Below are 14,721 nucleotides of genomic sequence, written 5' to 3'. Positions count from 1 at the left end.
GGGCTATCCGGCGTGAATACCCTGCTTGGCCGGACTAGCGCAGCGCCTACGCGAAGCAACGCAACAGCGGTTCCACGAGTAAACACTCCATACGATTTGAATCGCGACACGCCGTCAAATAAAAGGCGTCCGCTAGACTCGCGTCCATAAGACAACAGGAAGCGTCGACGGCCGGCATACCGCCCTTCGGCGCGGTACCGCCGACGCTTCCAAGACCTCGAGGACCGCGGAAGTTTCCGTGCCTTTCCTCGCTTCGCGGCCATGCCGAGAACCTGAGAGACAGGAAGAGCGAAATGGTAATCAGACCCGCCGCGCCGGCGGCGCCGAAGTACAGCGATATCGTCGACGCAATTCATCGGGGCATTATTCAACGAGATCGGCTGTTGAAGCTCGATACTCCCTTGGGCGCCGACGTGCTCATCCCGTTGCGTGCACAAGGCTGGGCGAAGCTCGGCCGCGATTATCGCTGGACCGTGGATGCGGTCTCGATACGCAAGGACGTCGAACTGCTTTCGCTGATGCACCAACCGGTGACGTTGTGGCTGCAGCAGACGACGAGCGCGCCCTTCGCCCCTTCCACCTATCGGCCTATACACGGTTTCGTTCACCGGGTCGGCATACTCGGGGCTGACGGCGCTTTAGCCGTTTATCAACTCGAGTTCGCCTCGGCGCTCTTCTTTCTCGGCCATACCCGGAACGACTATTACTGGCTCGAGAAGAGTGCTCGGCATATCGTGCTCGGCGTGCTTGCGCGATATCCGCAGTTGGGCGGCCGCGTGCGCCTGAATATCCGAAGCGAGCCGCGCGTACGGTCCTATTGCCGGCAGGCCGAATCGGATCTGAATTTCCTTCATCGGCTCCTGGAGGACGAGGGCTGGTATTTCTATTGGGAGCATGCCACCAATAAGAGCGGCAAACCGGCGGGCACGACGCTCGTCATCGTCGATTGCGTGGACGCACTGCCGGAGGCGAAGGAGGTGGTGTATCACCGGGCGAATACCGACGACGAAGTCGACGGAATCTCGCAATGGGTTGCGATGCAGCGTCTTCAAAGCTTGCGTTACACGAGCCGATCGTTCGACTACATGCGGCCGGACTTCGAATTCGAGGTGTCGAGCAAGATGGAGGCAACGACCTATACCGTACAACACTGGCGCCACAGCGACCAGCATGAGATACCGGCTGCTCCGATGGAGGTGTACGAGGCATTGCCCTACGGTTACCCGAGTTCCGCCGCGGGCTATGCGCGTGCGCTGTTGCGTACCGAAGCGTGGGAGGCGCAGGCGCGCCGTTACACCGGCACCGGCGCGTTGCGGTGGGCGGACGCCGGATCGCGTTTCGTGTTGAACAAGCACCCGCGCCACGTTGACGTTTCGGCCCGAGACCGGGAGTTCCTTGTCGTCGAATCAAGATGGTACGTGGAGAACAACGTGCCGATCGGGCGGCATGCCGATGCCTTTCCCCATAGTCTGCAGCGGAGCATCGCCGACGCCAAGGCGGCGCATGGCGCGCACTTCGCATCGAAACCGCATCCGGTCGACGGCGAAGCGGGCTTCTTCGTCGTCGAGTTCGAGGCCCAGGTTGCCACCGTCGAATATCGCAGTCCGTTCGAGCACGGCAAACCCGTCATGCATATCGAGCACGCATTGGCCGTGGCACCGACAAACGAAGAAGTGTGGGCAGACGAATTCAATCGGGTCCTCGTGCGTTTTGTGTGGGACCGACAGACGGCCCGTGGCGTGGAGACGTCGTCACCGCTGCTGCTCTCGCTTCAAGCGGACACGGGAAACGGCTACGGCGCCGTTCACGTGCCTCGCGCGGGCGAATGGCTCGCGATCGGCTACTGGGGCGGCGACTGCGATCGGCCATTCATACTGGGCCGGCTCGGCGGCGGCACCACGCCGCCGCCGTGGCATACGCATGCGCTTCTATCCGGTTTCAAATCGAGAGGATTCGGCCACACCGGAGCCTACAACGCGTTCATCCACGACGACGCAACGAACCAGGGCGGCACGCGGCTCACGAGCTACACGGGCAAGAGCTACAGCGTCTTTCACCAGGGCTACCTGATCGGCCAGCAGGGCAACACGCGCGGCCGCTATCTCGGCATGGGCTTCATGTTGCATACAGACGATTACGGTGCGGTACGCGCAAATGGCGGCTTGTACGTCAGCACCTATTCGAAGCAGTACGACAGCGAGCAACTGGATGTGGAGGAACTGCATGACCAGCTCACTCGCACGGAGATGCTCGTCGAGGCGCTGTCGAATGCCAGTGCGACGGCGCAGGCGGAGCCGCTGCGCGCAAGCCAGGATGTTCTCGCAGGATTGAAGGCGGCGACGCGCCGCAGCGCGTCCGGCGATACGTCCGGTGGGAGAACGGCAGGCGGCGGCGGGGGCGCGGCCAACAGCTTCGTGTCGCCGCTGATCGCGCTCGCGAGTCCCGCCGGCATTGCGCTTTCGACGCAACAGTCGGCGCAGATCGCCGCGGATCGGCACGTCAGCGTGGGGAGCGGCGAGAACACGAGTGTGGCCGCGGGCAAGTCATTGATCCTTGCCGCAGCCGAAAAGCTCAGCGTTTTTGTTCAGCAAGCAGGAATGAAACTGTTCGCGGCCAAGGGCAAGGTCGAACTGGCCGCGCAAAGCGACGAAATGCGGCTTACCGCGGATCGAGATCTGACACTGACCAGCAGCAGAGGGCGAGTCGTTATCGAGGCCAAGGACGAATTGATGTTCAAGTGCGGCGGCTCGTATATCCGTATCACGGCCGATGGCATCGAGGATGGCACGCGTGGCGCACGAGCCGTCAAATCTGCTTCGTTCAGCCGGCAAGGGCCGAGTTCGGTTGCGGAGCATATGAACCGCATGCCGACGGCGAACTTCAATGACCCCTATGTGTTGCGCGATCGCGTGACCGGCGAGGTGCTGAAGCACCATCCGTACGAACTCGTGCGTGCGGACGGTACGCGCCTGACCGGCATGACGGACGACCTCGGGCAGGTGCCGGAGCAAAAGAGCGAGAACGTCGAATCGATCGTGCTGCGGGCGTTGCGGCGGAAAGCGAACGCGGGCGATACCTCGGTGTGACGATGGGAAACCGGCTGATTTTCAATCGACGAGCAAAAGATGAGTGACAACCCGACAAACAATCGCGGCGGTGGATTGCCGTTCGACGCATATTCCGCGGAGGACATCGTCCGACTCACGGGGAGAACGGACAAGGAGGGGGCATCTTATGTACGCGCGACGTTGACGCCTCCTGACGACAGTCGAACGAAAGAACTTCTATGCGATGTGCGCCCGATCATTCCGGTCATTTTTCTGCCAGGGGTGATGGGCTCGCTGCTGGTCAACAAGCACACGGGCGAAGAATTGTTCTTTGCGCCGAATACGGACGACGCGCTTCAGTACGTGGGTGCGCTGTGGAAATTGCTCGGCATGTGGTTCATGGCGGCCTCGTCGAGGCAGGAGACTTTCGATCCGGCCAGCGCCGCGGTTACGCCGCTGGGCCCGATCAACGTCGGTAAGCACGGCAAGGGGGCGACGGCGGATCAGATCGTCGACGAAGAGGAGGCGCGGCGGCGCGGCTGGGGCTCGGTGCACCGCACCAGTTACCAACCCCTTCTGGCTTGGCTGGAAGAGCATCTCAATCAACCGATGCTGCTGGGCGAGCCACATGGCGCGTGGGTGGACACAGACCCGGAGGGTGAAGCCTGGACGTTGAAGCCGGTGTTGGGTACACCCCCGGCCGACTACGGCGCATTGGGCCGGGGTGAGGCGATTACGGCGGATTCGCCGGAGTTCCGGCATTTCGCCAAGTACCGCTACCGGGTGTACGCGATCGGGTACAACTGGCTGCAATCGAACGCCGACTCCGCGAAGCAGGTGATCGAGGGGACGGATTTTTACGATCCGAAGACCAAGAAAACGACGCGGCTCATGGGCATCAAGGAAATTTGTGCGGAGAACGATACCGGTAAGGCGATCATCGTGACGCACTCGATGGGTGGACTGGTCGCGCGGATGGCGGTCGCGATGCATGGCGCCGCGGACTTGATGCACGGCGTGTTTCATAACGTGCAGCCGGCGACAGGTGCGCCGGTGGCGGCAAAACGCTTCCGGACAGGCGGTGGCAACGAGGGCGGCCTGAACGGTTTTATCAACGGCAGCCTGGTTGGGCGCGATGCGCACGAGTTCGTGGCGGTGGCGGCGAACGCCCCGGGGCCGCTCGAGTTGTTGCCGATGCCGGACTATCACAATGGCGAGCCCTGGTGGGTGTTTGCTCGGGCCGATGGTACGCCGGTGATGCAGCTGCCAAAAACCGGTAACGCCTACGATGAAATCTACACGAATTCGAAATGGTACGGCTTGGTGCCCGACGAAAATCTACTTGATCCGGCCGGAATTGTTAAGAAGCGATTGAAAATAGACAATCTCGATGAGACGTTGCGTGATAAATTTGAAGAGACGATGTCGCTTGTTGTTAGTAATCAATTGAAAGTTAAAAACGTTTATCACAAGGTTACCTATGCGGCGTATGGAAACGGAGCTCTGAGGAGCCGTCGTTCTCCTGTCGAGAATGTTAGCGACAGCCGAAGCAAGGCGACTGTAGAAAAAGGGGAGCCGCGCGATAAATTGTTGACATGGGGAAAGGTGATCTGGAGAGGTAGTATGCCGTCGGATGTGACGGAAGCCGAGCTGCGCGCTGCCGCATTTTTGCATGATTCGCATACCGGGACTTTGCGGATATATCTAGAGGCTCGCAAACTGGCCATCGAGTTCACTGTGCAAAAGGTAAGCAAGTTGTCAACCGGCGCGGAGGATTCAAATCCGTCACCGTACGAAAGCAGGAGCGGCATCATTGCCGGAGACGGAACTGTCCCGGTGTGGTCGGCGGAAGCTCAAGCGCGTGGGGTTCAGTCAAGTGCGAAGGGTACCTCGCATGCCGGAGTGCAAATGGCCTTTGTGCAGGGTGGATATGATCATCAATTCAGCTACAAGCATCCGTGGGTACGCTGGGCATTGCTCTACAGCATTGTAAAAATCGTGCGGGACGCACCGGAGCCGTCATGCTAAGACGTTGGAAGAATTTTTTGTTAATGCTGGTGGGCCTGTGTGTCTGCCCGCTTGCATTCTCGGGGAACTCAACTATGACCAACCCTCTGCTATCTCAGTCACGGCCATGGTGCATCGGTCGCTTTGTTCTTGATCGTCCTCAGGCAAGCGAAATATCGAATCAGGAGTACAAATTCCGCGGAAATAGTATTGAGACAATGTACAAATCGTCGGTCGATGACTACGCGAGGCGGGTCAACGAGTTGCGGGATGCGTTGCATCGAAAGCAGAGAGTCAACCCAGGAACGAACGCGCCAACAGGTCATCCATGGCTGGAAAAAGAAATTGCCCCGATAGCTGACTCTACCGTGTTTGTCTACAGACGATTCGATGCGGCGTCACAGTTGAATTTCAAAACAGAGGGCTTCATTTTCAAGGATGGAAGGATATTCCACACGCAAGGGAGCGTTGGCGCCGGCGCGTTGGGCCGGATCGAATCTATCTACAACGACATGTACAGCCGCATTAAGGCGCGTGATAACTGGACTTTGCCGACGGGCTCGGGGCTCTGCTTCGACGGAGGCACTGTAATGGGCTCGTCGATATACACGGAGGACGTAAGCCAGTCGTTTGCATTGATGCCGGGACGACCGGCGCTACTGGTCATTCAAATGCGGGATGCGGTAGACGTCGATCAGAACGAACCCCTGAGCAAGACCCTGCCTCAACTGCGCGCGCAACTGGGCCGCCTGCCCGGACACTACCGCGTTCTCCGCGAGGGCAGGCGCCAGATCGCCGGTATGAGCGCGGAGGAGGTACTGTTCGAACTCCAGGACGGGGGAATCACCGCGTACCGCTTCTATCTGCTCGCTCCCGGCGATCCGGGCACGCTTGCAAAGCCCCATACCGCCATTCAACTCATACTTGGCGCGAGCAGCCCCGATCTGACGCCGGCCGAAGCCACCTCGCCTGTCGATGCGGCGGGCGCACTCGAAGTGTGGGACACCCTATTGAACAGTTTGCGCCTGCGCCCCGGCGCCATTTGAAGGGGGATCACATGCGCCGCTACGACATCGCGAAGGGCGACACCACGACAGCCGGGGGCGTGGTGCAAGGTGGTGACGGCAACGACCTGATCGGAGGGCGCGCGCAAGCTTACGAGCGCGATCCGGTCTGGTGCCCCGTGTGCGAGAAAACGGGCGTGATCGTTTGCGACGGGCCGCGAATCCGGAGCACGGGGCCGGACGGCCGACAGGCGGCGCTGAGCGACGACCTTTGTGTCTGCCAGTGCCCGACGCCTCCAAAGCTGGTGGCGTCGCAGTCAGCGTCATATATCGAAATCTGAATGGGGCAACGTCATGCGTATGCGGCGGCTCGACAGATGCACCACGGGTAACGACCTGCGGAAGCACGGCGGCCGCGTTCAATCAATGTCGTCCGCTCCAGCCGTGCGCTAGCCACCCTCACCACCGCCCGTCTCCGGACGCCCGTCGTGCGATAGCAACGCCGCGAACCACCGGCTGCTCTCGAACTGCGCCATGGTGATCATGATCAGCATCGTGAGCGGCGTGGCGAGCAGTGCACCCCACACGCCCCACAACAGCGTCCAGATCCCTAGCGCAAGCAAGCCGGCAATCGGATCGATGTTCTGGCTTTTCGCCTGCAGCTTGGGAAGAACGAGGTTGTGCGCCACGGTGAAAATGGCCTGAACGGCTACGAACACGGCAACGGCCTGCCATTCCATCGACGATTGAGCGAGCGCCGAAAGCGCCGGCAACACGCTGGCAATCAGCGGCCCGACGACCGGAATGAACGCGAGGATGAACGACGTCGCACCCCAGAACGCAGCCCCCTTCAGTCCGAACGTAAAGCAGGCTGCGGCGACGGCGAGCCCGATTGCCCCGTTGGTCGCCAACTGCACGACCATATAGTTCTGAATACTGTTCGTAATATGCGCGATGATCGTCCGCTGCCTCGCTGCTCGCGCCGCGTGGCGCGCGACGATATCGAGCTTCGGATTGTCCTCCGCGCGAGGCGCGGCGAGCATGAAAACGGCCATGAGCAGCGTCAGCAACACGATTTCCACCGGCTCGTGAATGCCCGAGGCGAGCCACTGCACGAGTGCCGGCCCATCGATGTGGCTGATGGCCACGCTGAAAAAGTCCGCATCCTTCGCGCCGATGGCCAGCGCAATGCCCTGCGATATCGAATCGAGCCGCGAGACGATCGCCGGTATCTGATACGCGACGGCGCTGACGCCTTGCGCAACCACATAGCAGATCACGATGATCGCCGTGCCCATCAGGCCCGCCGTCGCCAGCCGCACGAGCCATTTCGGCGCTTTGGGGAACACACCGGCGGCCATTTGCACCACCGCATCCACCCCTATGCGCAGCAGCACGGCGAGGAAGAACGGAACGAGCACCGGCCGCAAGTAATGCGCGAGTGCCATGCCGGCGGCAACGCCCGTCACCGTCGTTGCCACCGAAGAAGGCGAAATCGAATTAGCCATGATCGAATCCAGCCGGCCCAGGGGGAACCGGCTCAATGTGCCTGCGTCGTATCCGCCACGCGCGTGGGCCGCGGCGCGAACCACACGGCAATCGCCGCGAGCACGAACGTCATGCCCGCGATCGCAAAGAGCTGCGATGTCGCGAGCATCACGGCCTGCCCCTGCACGATGTTGTTTATCTGACCTCGGGCAACGCCCAGGGGCGTGCCCGAATCCACCAAGGCATTCAAATAGCGATGCGATCGGTCGACGATGTCGGCCAGCTGCGCATGGCTGATCTTGATGCGATCTTCCCACATTGTATTGACGAGCGCCGTGGCAATCGCCCCCGAAAGCGTCCGGCAGAAGCTCATCAGCCCCGCCGCCGATGCCGTTTCAGGCTCGTCCACGCTCGCGAGCGCCAGCCCCGTCAGTGGAACGAAGAAGAACGGCAAGCCGAGCCCGAGCAGCAGCAATGGCATGCCGATCTGCCAGAACGTCATGTCCGTATCCGCATACGAGCGCGCAAGCGTCACCACCCCCATCCAGAGCACGCCGGCAAACACGAGCCACCGTCCGTCGAACCGCGAGGCCATAGTGGCGGCCACCGGCGCGGCCAGCACCGCCAGGACGCCCGTCAGTGCGCTCGCGTAGCCGGACCACGTCGCCGTGTACCCCATGTAGTTCTGCAGCCACAGCGGCGTGAGCACCGTATTGCCGAAGAACGCGCCGAACGCGAGGCTGATGGTCAGCACGCTGGCGCTGAACCCCCTGTGTCGAAATACGCGCAGATCGACGACGGGGTGGCGTTCGGTCATCTCCCAGATAAGAAACGACAAGAAGCCGATCACGGCCACGATCGCGAGTACGACGATCTCCGTCGATGCGAACCAGTCCTTGTCTTTGCCTTCGTCGAGCATGAACTGCAGCGACCCCACCCAGACGATCAGCAGCCCAAGCCCCACGGCATCGATGCGCGTGCGCTGCAGCGCCGATTCGTAGCGCCGCAGCAGTTGAAACGCACACCACGAGCAGACCAGCGCAACCGGCACGTTGATGAAAAAGATGTAGGACCAGTGCATGCGGTCGCAAATCACGCCGCCCAGAATCGGCCCCATCACGGGAGCGACCAGTGTCGTCATGCTCCACAAGCCGATGGCGGCAGGCGCCTTCTCTTTCGGGAAGATGCGCAGCAGCAGGGTCTGCGAGAGCGGCATCAGCGGCCCGCCGGCCAGCCCCTGGAATATCCGGAACAGCACCAGCGTACTCATCGAATTGGCGAGGCCGCAAAGCGCCGAAAATACGCCGAACATCAGCAACGAGAGCACGAATACGCGCACCGTGCCGAAGCGTGCGGCGAGCCAGCCGGTCAGCGGCACCGTTACGGCCTCCGCCACCGCATAGGACGTGATCACGTAGGTGCCCTGGCTCGACGATGCCCCGAGCGCACCCGCGATATTCGGTATCGAGACGTTGGCAATGGTCGTGTCGAGCACGGCCACGAAGTTCGCCGAGGCCAGCATCAGCCCCGCGAGCAGCAGCGCGCCTCCGGTCAGCGGCGCCCCGGACGATTCGGATTTCGACATGACTCGCTCCCGCCCCCTCAGTGCGCTTCGTTGCCGGCCTCGGCGTGCGTGTCCACTTCGACTTCCATCGACAACCCGACGCTCAACGGATGGGCCCGCAGTTCGTCAGGATCGATCGAAATACGGACCGGCAGACGCTGTACGACCTTGATCCAGTTGCCCGTGGCGTTCTGCGCGGGAATCATTGCGAACGCCGAACCGCTGCCGCCCGCGAGCCCCGTAACGTGGCCGTGGTACTCCACCCGGCTGCCGTGCATGTCCGAGGTCATCGTTGCCGGCTGGCCCACATGTACCTTGTCGAGCTGCACTTCCTTGAAGTTCGCATCGACGTGAACATCGTTCATCGGCACGACGGACAAGAGCGTGTCGCCGGGTTTGACGCGCTGCCCCACCTGCACATTGCGCTGAGCCACCACGCCGTCGAACGGTGCGCGCAGGACGGTGCGTCCGAGGTCCACGCGGGCCTGGTCGCGCTTCGCACGGGCCAGCTGTACTTCAGGGTTGGTATCGACAGTCGTGTCGTCGATCAGCACCTTGTTCGCATCGAGCGAACCCACGGCTTCGCCGCGCGACGCGTGTGCCTGTTCGAGGGCCGCTTTGGCTGCCGCCAGCGAGGCCTTCGCCGAGGCAAACGATGCGCGCGCATTGCTCAGTTCCTCGCCGGAGACCGAGCCGCTTTGCGCCAGCGCCTCGCGGCGCTTGAGGTCGATGGCCGTGCGGTCATAGTCGGCCTGCGCCGATACGATCTTCGCCTTCATCTGGGCGGCGTCGGCGGCGCGCGCCGCCACGAGCGCGGTCAGCCCCTTGTCGGTGGCGATATAGCCGCGCACCTTACGCTCGGCGCGGCCCACTTCGGCTTCCGCCTGGGCAAGCGCGAGCCGTGCGTCGGTATCGTCGATCACCACCAGTACGTCGCCTTTCCTGACGGCCTGGGTATCCACGATATTCACCGTCTTGACGATGCCCGTCACGGCCGGCGTGACCGACGCTACCTCGGCGGCCGTGTAGGCATTGTCCGTGGATACGTAGCGCGAGGCGATGAAGTGCCAGTAAGCGCCGTAGCCTGTCGCGCATACCGCTACGGCGGCGCCGAGGAGCGCGAACAGCTTCTTGCGCCGCGCCGGCGCCCGGGTGTCCACGTGAGCGGCGTCATGGGCGTCGCGAAGGGCCGCCTCGCCCGCCGCTGCTTGCGTAACATTCGACATGAGATTTTCCTGATGAGCTCTTAACTGGGTTGATTCTGGTATCCGCCGCCGAGGGCGCGCACGAGCGAGACGTCGAGCGAGAACGCGCGGGCTTCGATATCGGCGAACTGCCGGTTCGCGTCGATCAGGCTGTCTTGTGCGCTCAGCACGTCGAGATAGTTCGCCAGGCCGCCCCGGTAGCGAGCCTGGATCGCGTCGTGCGCGCGCGCGGCCGCCTGGGCCGCCGCGCGCCGCGCTTCGAGCCGCGGTTGCAGCGCCCGCTCGCTGACGGCCACGTCGGCCACGTCGCGCAGGGCTTTGACGAGCGTGTCGTCATAATTGGCCACGGCCTCGTCGTAGCTCGCCTGAGCGGCGCGGTATTGGCCGCGCAGCCGGCCGCCGTTGAAGATCGGCAGCGAAATGGCCGGCCCCACGTTGCCGAACACCGAGCCCGCCTTCGTGAGCATGTTCAACCCAAGCGACTGCACGCCGATCACCGCGCTCAGGCTCACGTCCGGATAGAACGCCGCCTTCGCCACGTCGATGCGCTTCGCCGCGGCCTCGGCGCGCAGCCGCGCCACGACGATGTCGGGCCGGCGCCCGAGCAACCCCAACGTAACGCTTGCCGGCAGCCCATGCTGTCCGCCCGCGGCCACTGTCGGACGTGCGATCGCCAGGCCCCGGTCGGGGCCCGCGCCCACGAGCGCCGCAATGCGGTTGCGAGCGAGCGCGATCGACTCATCGGTGGCATGCAGTTCGGCCACGCTGGCGTCGCGTCGCGCAATCGCCTGTTGCACGCTGCCTTCGGTCTCCAGCCCCTGCTTCTGGCGTTCGACGAAGAGGGCCGCCGTACGCGTGCGCACGTCCACCGCCCCCGCCGCGCAATCGCGCTCGGCGAAAAGCCGGGCGAGATCCGCGTACGCGTCCACGACCGACGTGGCGAGAACGAGCCGGGACTCGGCCTCGTCGGCGCGAGCGGCTTCCGCGTCGGACGTAGCCGCCGCCAGCGCCGCACGATTCTTGCCCCAGAGATCGAAGTCGTACGAGAAGTCGAGCGTGCCCTGCCCTCCGGCGCGCCAGCCCTTGGGCACGGCGCTCTCCGGGAAAAGATAGTTGTAGCTCTGTTTCTCTTTGTCGGCGGACGCCTTGGCCGTGACATCCGGGAATAGCGCCGCGCCCGACTGCTGCGCCACCGCCTGCGCATTTCGCAGCCTTGCCGCCGCGGCCGCGAGACTCGGAGAGCCCGCGAGCGCTTCCTGCACGAGACCGTCGAGCTGGGCATCGCCGTACGCCTGCCACCACCGATCCTCCGGCCACTCGACCGGCCGCGCATCGAGCGCCGCAAAGCTCCGCGTCGTTTCATAGCCACCCACGGGCTTGACGGATTGCGTCACCGAATCCGGTTTCGTCGCGCAGGCGCTCAGCCCCGCCACGAGCGCTGCGCTGACGACGAGGGCTGCCCCGCGCCCCGTCGCGCAACGACTCCAAGTTGACCTTCTCATCGTCCTCTCGTCTTTAACTAAACTAAACGGTTTGGTTTATAAATGATATGATGCGGTCTTGTCAACGACATCTGGTTCGCGCGGTCGGCGTTGTCTTTGCAACGAGGCTGGCGGTCCGGGCGCATCGCTTAGAATGCCGCTCTGACGAGACCGGTTTTGACGGGACAGGAAAAGACGGGATGAGGAAGAAGACCGAAGAGAAACGCCAGTCGATCGTCGAGGCGGCGTTCGACGTGTTTCGCGAAGTCGGCTTCGATCAGGCATCGATGGCGGATATCGCGGCGCGTTCCGGAGCGTCGAAGGCGACCTTGTACAGCTACTTCAGTTCGAAGGAGGAGCTGTACGCGGAGGCCATGACGAGCCTCGCGGCCGGCGAAATTCACGAGGCATTCGGGCAGTTGACGCTGGACGTGCCGCTGCGCGAATCGCTTGTCGCCTTCGGCCGGCATTACCTGCCGGCTGTCCTGCGGCCGTCGATTCTCGCGATTCGCCGCCTGTGCTTTCAAGGCGGCGATCACTCCCGGCTCGGGCGCGCGGTCTACGAGGCCGGCCCGAAGCGCGGCTGGGCGCTCGTGCGCGACTTTCTGGCGAGTGCGATCGCTGCCGGCTCGGTGCGCGAGTGCGACCCCGGCATTGCCGCGCGGCATCTGGAGGCGCTTTACGAGGCGGAACTGCTCGAGCTTGCCGCACTCGGCTATGCCGTGAACACCAGGCCCGCCGCGATTTTGCCGGTGGTGGAGCGCGCCGTGGATGTGTTCATCGCGGCTTACGGAGCTTGCGGAGCGCGCCCCGACGAAGCGGGGAAAAAGGCGCCGGCGCGGCGAGCACGCAAGTCCGATACCTGACACGTCGTGCGGCCGGGTTTCGACTCGCTCGCCAGGTGGACCGGGAAGCCGAAATGCGGCAAGGCCCCTCGGCGGGACCGGCGGCATTCGCGCGCCGGTCCTCGTGCGTCGCCGGCCGCCGAGGGCCGGGGCGAGAGGGGTAAAATAACGGATTCGCCCGAGAACAACCCCCACACCGGAGCTTTCGCATGCCCCAGTACCGTTCCCGCACCTCGACCGCCGGCCGCAACATGGCCGGAGCGCGCGCCCTGTGGCGCGCAACGGGTATGAAGGATGCGGACTTCGACAAGCCGATCATCGCGATCGCCAACAGCTTCACGCAGTTCGTGCCGGGTCACGTGCACCTGAAAGACCTGGGGCAACTCGTCGCCCGCGAGATCGAGGCAGCCGGTGGCGTGGCCAAGGAATTCAACACGATCGCGGTGGACGACGGCATCGCCATGGGACATGGCGGCATGCTTTATTCGCTGCCTTCGCGCGATTTGATCGCCGACAGCGTCGAGTACATGGTCAACGCGCACACGGCCGATGCGCTCGTATGCATCTCGAACTGCGACAAGATCACCCCGGGCATGCTGATGGCCGCGCTGCGGCTGAACATCCCTGTCATCTTCGTATCAGGCGGCCCGATGGAAGCGGGCAAGGCGAAGGTCGAAGGCAAGGTCATCGCCCTCGATCTGGTGGACGCCATGGTCAAGGCCGCGGACAAGAACTGCTCCGACGAGGAAGTCGCCACTATCGAGCGCTCCGCGTGCCCGACCTGCGGTTCGTGCTCGGGCATGTTCACCGCCAACTCGATGAACTGCCTGACCGAGGCGCTGGGCCTTTCGCTGCCCGGCAACGGCACGATCGTGGCGACGCACGCCGACCGCGAGCAGCTCTTTCGCGAAGCCGGCCGGCGCATCGTCGCATTGGCGAAGCAGCATTACGAGCAGGACGACGCGAGCGTTCTGCCGCGCAGCATCGCAACGTTCAAGGCGTTTGAAAACGCGGTCGCGCTCGACGTGGCGATGGGCGGCTCGACCAACACCGTGCTGCACCTGCTCGCCGCGGCGCGCGAAGCCGAGGTGCCGTTCACGATGGCCGACATCGACCGCATGTCGCGCCACGTGCCGTGCCTGTGCAAGGTAGCGCCGGCTGTCCCCGACGTGCATATCGAAGACGTGCACCGCGCCGGCGGCATCATGGGCATTCTGGGCGAACTGGCCCGCGGCGGCCTGCTCCACACCGACGTGGGCACCGTGCACAGCGCCACGATGGCCGAGGCGCTCGCGAAGTGGGATGTCAAAGTGTCTGGCGACGAAGCGGTCCATGCGCTCTACAAGGCGGCGCCGGGCGGTGTGCCCACGCAAGTGGCGTTCTCGCAGGCAAGCCGCTGGAAGGCGCTCGACCTCGATCGCGAGAAGGGCGTGATCCGCGAGGTCGCGCATGCGTTCACGAAGGACGGCGGGCTGGCCGTGCTCTACGGCAACATTGCGGAGAAAGGCTGCATCGTCAAAACGGCCGGCGTCGACGAATCGATCTGGAAGTTCAGCGGTAAGGCGCGCGTCTACGAAAGCCAGGAAGCGGCCGTGGACGGCATTCTCGGCGAGGAGGTGCAGGCCGGCGACGTCGTCGTGATTCGCTACGAAGGCCCGAAGGGGGGCCCCGGCATGCAGGAAATGCTGTACCCCACCTCGTATCTGAAGAGCCGCGGGCTCGGCAAGCAGTGCGCGCTGCTGACCGACGGCCGTTTCTCGGGCGGCACGTCCGGCCTGTCGATCGGCCATGCGTCGCCGGAGGCGGCCATGGGCGGGGCGATCGGCCTCGTGGAAAACGGCGATGCAATCGAGATCGACATTCCCAATCGCTCGATCAACCTCGCGGTGCCGGCCGAGGAACTGGCCAGGCGCCGTGCCGCGATGGAAGCGAAAGGTGACAAGGCCTGGAAGCCGGCCAATCGCGAGCGGCACGTTTCCGCCGCGTTGCAGGCCTATGCCGCGCTGACCACCTCCGCCGATACCGGCGCCGTGCGCGATCTGTCTCAGCTCAAGCGCTGAGCCGCCTGGCCATCGCGATC

At 63.6% G+C, this 14,721-nt stretch carries 10 protein-coding genes; 6 read left to right on the top strand and 4 right to left on the bottom strand.

Annotation, left to right across the window (positions count from 1 at the left end; translation table 11 throughout):
• The first annotated feature begins 293 nt into the window (after nucleotides 1–293).
• The 4 genes from U0034_RS09700 to U0034_RS09685 all read left to right on the top strand — a co-directional run bounded on the left by U0034_RS09700 (nucleotide 294) and on the right by U0034_RS09685 (nucleotide 6,399).
• Nucleotides 294–3,086 (top strand): type VI secretion system Vgr family protein, encoded by a 2,793-nt coding sequence (locus U0034_RS09700; RefSeq protein ID WP_085229956.1) that lies wholly within the window; start codon nucleotides 294–296, stop codon nucleotides 3,084–3,086.
• Between the two features lie 39 nt (nucleotides 3,087–3,125).
• On the top strand, nucleotides 3,126–5,075 hold the full coding sequence (locus U0034_RS09695) for an esterase/lipase family protein (protein WP_085229955.1): 1,950 nt from the start codon (nucleotides 3,126–3,128) through the stop codon (nucleotides 5,073–5,075).
• Nucleotides 5,076–5,149: 74 nt separating this feature from the next.
• Complete coding sequence (locus U0034_RS09690) at nucleotides 5,150–6,100, top strand: T6SS immunity protein Tli4 family protein (RefSeq protein WP_158243561.1); 951 nt, start codon at nucleotides 5,150–5,152, stop codon at nucleotides 6,098–6,100.
• An 11-nt stretch (nucleotides 6,101–6,111) separates the two neighbouring features.
• Nucleotides 6,112–6,399 carry a PAAR domain-containing protein gene (locus tag U0034_RS09685; protein ID WP_085229954.1) on the top strand — a complete coding sequence of 96 codons (288 nt, stop codon included), beginning with the start codon at nucleotides 6,112–6,114 and terminating at the stop codon, nucleotides 6,397–6,399.
• Between the two features lie 108 nt (nucleotides 6,400–6,507).
• Here U0034_RS09685 and U0034_RS09680 read toward each other — a convergent pair whose 3' ends face one another.
• The 4 genes from U0034_RS09680 to U0034_RS09665 are packed head-to-tail and all read right to left on the bottom strand — an operon-like array spanning nucleotide 6,508 to nucleotide 11,817.
• Nucleotides 6,508–7,566, bottom strand: a complete 1,059-nt coding sequence (locus tag U0034_RS09680; RefSeq protein WP_085229953.1) for an AI-2E family transporter — start codon at nucleotides 7,564–7,566, stop codon at nucleotides 6,508–6,510.
• A 32-nt stretch (nucleotides 7,567–7,598) separates the two neighbouring features.
• Nucleotides 7,599–9,131: a DHA2 family efflux MFS transporter permease subunit gene (locus U0034_RS09675; protein WP_085229952.1), complete on the bottom strand. Its 1,533-nt coding sequence runs from the start codon at nucleotides 9,129–9,131 to the stop codon at nucleotides 7,599–7,601.
• A 17-nt stretch (nucleotides 9,132–9,148) separates the two neighbouring features.
• Nucleotides 9,149–10,336 carry an HlyD family secretion protein gene (locus U0034_RS09670; protein ID WP_085229951.1) on the bottom strand — a complete coding sequence of 396 codons (1,188 nt, stop codon included), beginning with the start codon at nucleotides 10,334–10,336 and terminating at the stop codon, nucleotides 9,149–9,151.
• 20 nt (nucleotides 10,337–10,356) lie between these two features.
• Nucleotides 10,357–11,817: an efflux transporter outer membrane subunit gene (locus U0034_RS09665; protein ID WP_085229950.1), complete on the bottom strand. Its 1,461-nt coding sequence runs from the start codon at nucleotides 11,815–11,817 to the stop codon at nucleotides 10,357–10,359.
• 179 nt (nucleotides 11,818–11,996) lie between these two features.
• On the opposite strand from U0034_RS09665, the gene U0034_RS09660 reads away from it, so the two are divergent.
• Both U0034_RS09660 and ilvD read left to right on the top strand, forming a co-directional pair.
• The gene (locus U0034_RS09660; protein ID WP_085229949.1) at nucleotides 11,997–12,662 is read left to right on the top strand and encodes a TetR/AcrR family transcriptional regulator; all 666 of its coding nucleotides are present in this window, start codon (nucleotides 11,997–11,999) and stop codon (nucleotides 12,660–12,662) included.
• 188 nt (nucleotides 12,663–12,850) lie between these two features.
• On the top strand, nucleotides 12,851–14,701 hold the full coding sequence (ilvD, locus tag U0034_RS09655) for a dihydroxy-acid dehydratase (protein WP_085229948.1): 1,851 nt from the start codon (nucleotides 12,851–12,853) through the stop codon (nucleotides 14,699–14,701).
• The last annotated feature ends 20 nt before the right edge of the window (nucleotides 14,702–14,721 follow it).

It is taken from the genome of Trinickia caryophylli (genome assembly GCF_034424545.1).
Classification (GTDB): Bacteria; Pseudomonadota; Gammaproteobacteria; order Burkholderiales; family Burkholderiaceae; genus Trinickia; species Trinickia caryophylli.
The sequence above is the reverse complement of the archived record's forward strand: the minus strand, read 5'-3'. Positions and strand labels throughout refer to the sequence as shown.

Bases quoted from the DNA above. Each gene is read 5' to 3' on its own strand.
- U0034_RS09665 (WP_085229950.1), bottom strand. From the start codon at position 11,817: ATGAGAAGGTCAACTTGGAGTCGTTGCGCGACGGGGCGCGGGGCAGCC.
- U0034_RS09690 (WP_158243561.1), top strand. From the start codon at position 5,150: ATGACCAACCCTCTGCTATCTCAGTCACGGCCATGGTGCATCGGTCGC.
- U0034_RS09660 (WP_085229949.1), top strand. From the start codon at position 11,997: ATGAGGAAGAAGACCGAAGAGAAACGCCAGTCGATCGTCGAGGCGGCG.
- U0034_RS09695 (WP_085229955.1), top strand. From the start codon at position 3,126: ATGAGTGACAACCCGACAAACAATCGCGGCGGTGGATTGCCGTTCGAC.
- U0034_RS09670 (WP_085229951.1), bottom strand. From the start codon at position 10,336: ATGTCGAATGTTACGCAAGCAGCGGCGGGCGAGGCGGCCCTTCGCGAC.
- ilvD (WP_085229948.1), top strand. From the start codon at position 12,851: ATGCCCCAGTACCGTTCCCGCACCTCGACCGCCGGCCGCAACATGGCC.
- U0034_RS09700 (WP_085229956.1), top strand. From the start codon at position 294: ATGGTAATCAGACCCGCCGCGCCGGCGGCGCCGAAGTACAGCGATATC.
- U0034_RS09675 (WP_085229952.1), bottom strand. From the start codon at position 9,131: ATGTCGAAATCCGAATCGTCCGGGGCGCCGCTGACCGGAGGCGCGCTG.
- U0034_RS09685 (WP_085229954.1), top strand. From the start codon at position 6,112: ATGCGCCGCTACGACATCGCGAAGGGCGACACCACGACAGCCGGGGGC.
- U0034_RS09680 (WP_085229953.1), bottom strand. From the start codon at position 7,566: ATGGCTAATTCGATTTCGCCTTCTTCGGTGGCAACGACGGTGACGGGC.